Source organism: Mycobacterium sp. TH-M82 (assembly GCF_057473605.1).
In genome coordinates, this window is the sequence record NZ_JBYCKY010000308.1 from 1 (window position 1) to 4,689 (window position 4,689).

At 68.7% G+C, this 4,689-nt stretch carries 4 protein-coding genes; 3 read left to right on the forward strand and 1 reads right to left on the reverse strand.

From position 1 onward, the window contains the following. Window positions 1-54: 54 nt before the first annotated feature. A complete protein-coding gene (locus tag AC2VON_RS09745) occupies window positions 55-837 on the reverse strand; it encodes a helix-turn-helix transcriptional regulator (RefSeq protein WP_486952768.1) in 783 nt (260 codons plus the stop codon). A 196-nt stretch (window positions 838-1,033) separates the two neighbouring features. Between AC2VON_RS09745 and mptB the strand changes: the two genes are divergently transcribed. Genes mptB through AC2VON_RS09760 form a run of 3 tightly spaced genes read left to right on the forward strand, consistent with a single transcriptional unit; the run spans window position 1,034 to window position 4,475 of the window. After that, window positions 1,034-2,749 carry a polyprenol phosphomannose-dependent alpha 1,6 mannosyltransferase MptB gene (gene mptB, locus AC2VON_RS09750; RefSeq protein ID WP_486952769.1) on the forward strand — a complete coding sequence of 572 codons (1,716 nt, stop codon included), beginning with the start codon at window positions 1,034-1,036 and terminating at the stop codon, window positions 2,747-2,749. After that, a complete protein-coding gene (locus tag AC2VON_RS09755; protein WP_486952770.1) occupies window positions 2,746-3,675 on the forward strand; it encodes an ABC transporter ATP-binding protein in 930 nt (309 codons plus the stop codon). Before mptB ends, AC2VON_RS09755 begins: the two co-directional genes overlap by 4 nt. Window positions 3,676-3,677: 2 nt before the next feature. Beyond that, window positions 3,678-4,475 (forward strand): ABC transporter permease, encoded by a 798-nt coding sequence (locus tag AC2VON_RS09760; RefSeq protein ID WP_486952771.1) that lies wholly within the window; start codon window positions 3,678-3,680, stop codon window positions 4,473-4,475. Window positions 4,476-4,689 lie beyond the last annotated feature (214 nt).

The window sequence follows — 4,689 nt, forward strand, 5'->3', positions numbered from 1 at the left end:
ATCGACGCTCCTTCGGTGCTCGTGGTGGCTTCGGCGCGGGCTGTGCGCCGAAGGTCAATCGGTGCTGCTCGTGGTGTTTGTCGGTGACTGGTATGTGGGTGATATGTGAGTGGTGCAGACATAGCCTCCGTTGGCGATGGTGCCCAGCCGCAGGACGCGGGTGCCGAGCACCTCGGCCATGGCCTGCCGTTCGGCCTGGCACAGCTCGGGAAATTCTTTGGCGACGTCGGCCACCGGACAGTGATGCTGAAGGATCTGCACCCCGTGCAGCTGTCCGTCCAGCCGCGCGGTGGTTGCCGCGTACCCGGCTTTGGTCAACGCGACCGTGATCTGCTCCGCGGTCGCCTCGACATCGGCGTCGTCGCTGTTGGCGACCGGTTTGACGCCGGCCAGGATGGTGTCGATCCGGCGCCGGGCGAACGCGCAGACCGCGTCCTCGCCGCCGATCTCACGCAGCTGGTGCATCGCCGCCAACGCCAGGTCGTCGTAGCGATGGGCAAGCTTGCCACGGCCGGCTGCGGTGAGCCAGTAGCGCTTCGCCGGCCGTCCGCGCCCCACCTGCTGGCAGGCTTGCGCCGCGTGCGCCTCGGCGTCACCGATCTCGATCAGCGCATCCAGGTGGCGCCGCACACCGGCAGCCGACAGGCCCAGGCGGCTGCCGATCTCGCCGGCGGTGATGGGCCCGGATTCCATCAGCAGCTGCACCACCGCGCTGCGGGTACCGCCCTCGCGAGCCGCGTGCGCGGCAGCTGCCCGCCGTTCGTCGACCACAGCCGCACCGCCGGGGCGCGCCCCGGCGGCTTCGACCGTGGACTTCATCCGGGCTCCGATTTTCACAACACCAGTGTGACGCAATTCCGGTGACCGGTCTAGGCAGGCTGGCCTCAAATCAGGACGGATTGCAGTTGCGCTGCTCACACCGTCACATACCTAGCTGGCCGTCGTTGCCCAGCGCGGGGGCAACGGGTTGCCGCGCACCCGGCACCCGGCAACCGCCCCGTTACGCTGCTTTACCCTGCTTTACGCTGCTTTAGTGGCAGCCCGACAACATCCGCTGAGCACGTCGATTGCCCGCTGGCATGGCGACGAGCGGACGGTGGGTTCACCGCTCAACGACGCCGAACTGGTCGTGCTGCTGCGCACCCGGCTGTTCGGCGCCGCCGGCACCATCCTGATGGCGATCGGTGCGCTGGGCGCGGGCGCCCGGCCGGTGGTGCAGGACCCCACGTTCGGGGTTCGACTGCTCAACCTGCCGTCTCGGCTGCAGACGGTGTCGTTGACGATGACCACCACCGGAGCGGTGATGATGGCGCTGGCCTGGCTGATGCTGGGCAGGTTCGCGTTGGGTTCCCGGCGTATGTCGCGCAGCCAACTTGACCGCACGCTGCTGCTGTGGATGTTGCCACTGCTGGTGGCGCCGCCGATGTACAGCAAAGACGTGTACTCCTACCTTGCGCAGAGCCAGATCGCCCGGCTGGGCCTGGATCCCTACCGGGTGGGGCCCGCGTCGGCGCTGGGCCTCGACCACGTGTTCACCCTTTCGGTGCCCAGCCTGTGGCGGGAGACCCCGGCGCCCTACGGGCCGCTGTTTCTGTGGATCGGCCGTGGCATCTCGGCGTTGACCGGCGAGAACATCGTGGCAGCGGTGCTGTGCCACCGGGTGGTGGTGTTGATCGGGGTGGGCCTGATCGTGTGGGCCACGCCGCGGTTGGCGGGACGCTGCGGGGTGGCCGAGGTCAACGCACTGTGGTTGGGAGCGGCCAACCCGCTGCTGCTCATGCATCTGGTCGCGGGCATCCACAACGAGGCGTTGATGCTCGGACTGATGCTGACCGGCACCGAGTTCGCGCTGCGTGGAATCGAGTCTTCGCGATCACTGGTGCCGGTCTGGCAGGCCTTAGTGCGGCCGGCCCGGTGGCGGGACTGGGCGCCGCTGGCCGAACTGCTGGTAGGCGTGGTGCTGATCACGATGTCGTCGCAGGTGAAGTTGCCGTCGCTGCTGGCCCTGGGTTTTGTCGCGATGGCACTGGCCCGCCGCTTGGGTGGCAGGCTGCAGGGGTTCCTGCTGGCCAGTGGCGAGACGGCGGGGTTGGCGCTGGCGGTGATGGTCGTCATCGGCTCGGCCAGCGGACTCGGATTCGGCTGGATCTACACCCTGGGCACCGCCAACGTCGTACGCAGTTGGATGTCCCCGCCGACGCTGCTGGCGCTCGGCACCGGGCAGGCGGGAATCTTGCTGGGCCTGGGCGACCACACCACCGCAGTGCTGTCGCTGACCCGCGGGATCGGGGTGTTGATCATCGCGGTGCTGGTCAGCTGGCTGCTGCTGGTAGTGCTACGCGGACGCCTGCACCCGGTCGGGGGGCTCGGCGTCGCCCTGGCGGTCACGGTGCTGCTGTTTCCGGTGGTGCAGCCCTGGTATCTGCTGTGGGCGGTCATCCCGCTGGCCGCGTGGGCGACCCGCCCGGGTTTCCGGATCGCGGTGATCTGCGTGACGATCGTGGTGGGGATCTTCGGCCCGACCGCCAACGGCGACCGGTTCGCGTTGTTTCAGATTGTGGACGCCACCCTGGCCAGCACCGTCACGGTGCTGCTCTTGATCGCGCTGACCCGCACCCACCTGCCCTGGCGCGGCTTTCGCATCGGTCCGGCCCAACCCGACGGCGTTCGAGCTGCGGCGTCGGTTCAAGCGCCGGTGCAGGTCCGGCCGCCTGCCGCCGTGCCCGGCGCTTACGCTGATTCCCCGTGAGTCCGCAATCGGACGTCTCGGTGCGGTTGCGGGGCGTGTGCAAACGATACGGTCCGACTACCGCGGTCGCCGACCTCGATCTCGAAGTCCACACCGCCGAGGTGTTCGCGTTGCTGGGCCCGAACGGCGCGGGCAAGACGACGACGGTCGAAATGTGCGAGGGTTTCGTACGCGCCGACGCCGGGACCATCGAGGTGCTCGGGCTGGACCCGGTCACCGACAACGCGCGGCTGCGGGAACGCATCGGGGTGATGCTGCAGGGCGGCGGCGCTTACCCTGCAGCACGGGCCGGTGAGATGCTCAAGCTGGTCTCCGCCTATGCCGCCAACCCCCTGGACCCGCAGTGGCTGCTGGCCACGCTGGGCCTCACCGACGCTGCGCACACCACCTACCGGCGGCTCTCCGGTGGCCAGCAGCAGCGGCTTGCGCTGGCCTGCGCGCTGGTCGGGCGGCCCGAGCTGGTCTTCCTCGACGAGCCGACCGCCGGCCTGGACGCGCACGCCCGACTGCTGGTGTGGGAGCTGATCGACGCGCTGCGCCGCGACGCCGTGACGGTGGTGTTGACCACCCACCAGCTCAGGGAGGCCGAGGAGTTGGCCGATCGGCTGCTGATCATCGACCATGGCAGGGCGGTGGCCGCCGGCACCCCCGCTGAGCTGACCCGCGCCGGCGCCAAGGGCCAGTTGCGATTCACCGCGCCGCCCCGTCTCGACCTGTCGCTGCTGGCGACGGCGTTGCCCGAGGGGTACACCGCCACCGAGGTGCTGCCCGGCCAGTACCTGGTCGAGGGTCCGGTCGACCCGCAGGTGTTGGCGACGGTCACCGCGTGGTGCGCCCGCCTGGATGTGCTCGCCAACGACCTGCGGGTGGAACAGCGCAGCCTGGAGGATGTGTTTCTGCAGCTGACCGGTGGGGAGCTGCGGTGACCATCGCTGCCGGCGGCCGGCACTTCCCGCCCGGAACGTTCGCCCCCGACCCACGGCCCAACACGGTTCCGCGGATGCTGGCCGCACAGTACCAACTGGAATTGACGCTGCTGCTGCGCAATGGCGAGCAGCTGCTGCTGACCATGTTCATCCCGGTCACGTTGCTGGTCGGGCTCACACTGCTGCCGCTCGGCGCGTTTGGTCCGGGTCCCGATCATCGCGCCGGCGTCTTCGTTCCGCTGATCATGGCGCTCGCGGTGATCGCGACCGCATTCACCGGCCAGGCCATCGCTGTCGCGTTCGATCGCCGCTACGGCGCACTGAAACGGCTGGGCGCCACCGCACTGCCCGTTTGGGGCATCATCGCCGGCAAGTCGATGGCCGTGGTGACGGTGGTATTTCTCCAGGCAACCGTGCTGGGACTCATCGGCTTTACGCTCGGCTGGCGTCCGGGGGTTGCCGGACTGGGGTTGGGCGCGGTGGTCATCGCGCTGGGCACGGCCGGATTTGCCGCATTGGGCCTGTTACTGGGCGGCACGCTGCGGGCTGAGATCGTGCTCGCCGTCGCCAACCTGATGTGGTTCGTGTTCGGCGGGCTCGCCGCGCTGGCGATGGACGCCGTTGCCGACACCGTGCCGGCGACCGCCCGGTGGGTTGCCCGGCTGACGCCGTCGGGCGCACTCACCGAGGCGCTCTCGCAGGCACTGGTCCCGTCGACCGACTGGTCTGGCATCGTCGTGCTGGTGATCTGGGGTGCGGTGGCCGGGCTCTGTGCGTGGCGCTGGTTCCGGTTTAGTTGATCGCCGTTGGGCATCGAGTGTGCCCGTTGTGCGCGCGCTTTTGGATGCTGGACGGAGAACTCGGCTCATCGTGAAGTTCTTGGCCCGGCTTCGACCCCTTCGGAGCATCCCGTGTAGAAAGTCGAGGCTAGCCTTTCTTTACTTAGGGAAAGCTGCGCTCTGTTTGCCGAGAAAACATCAACAACGCATTTATCCACGGAGGCTCAGTTTAGTT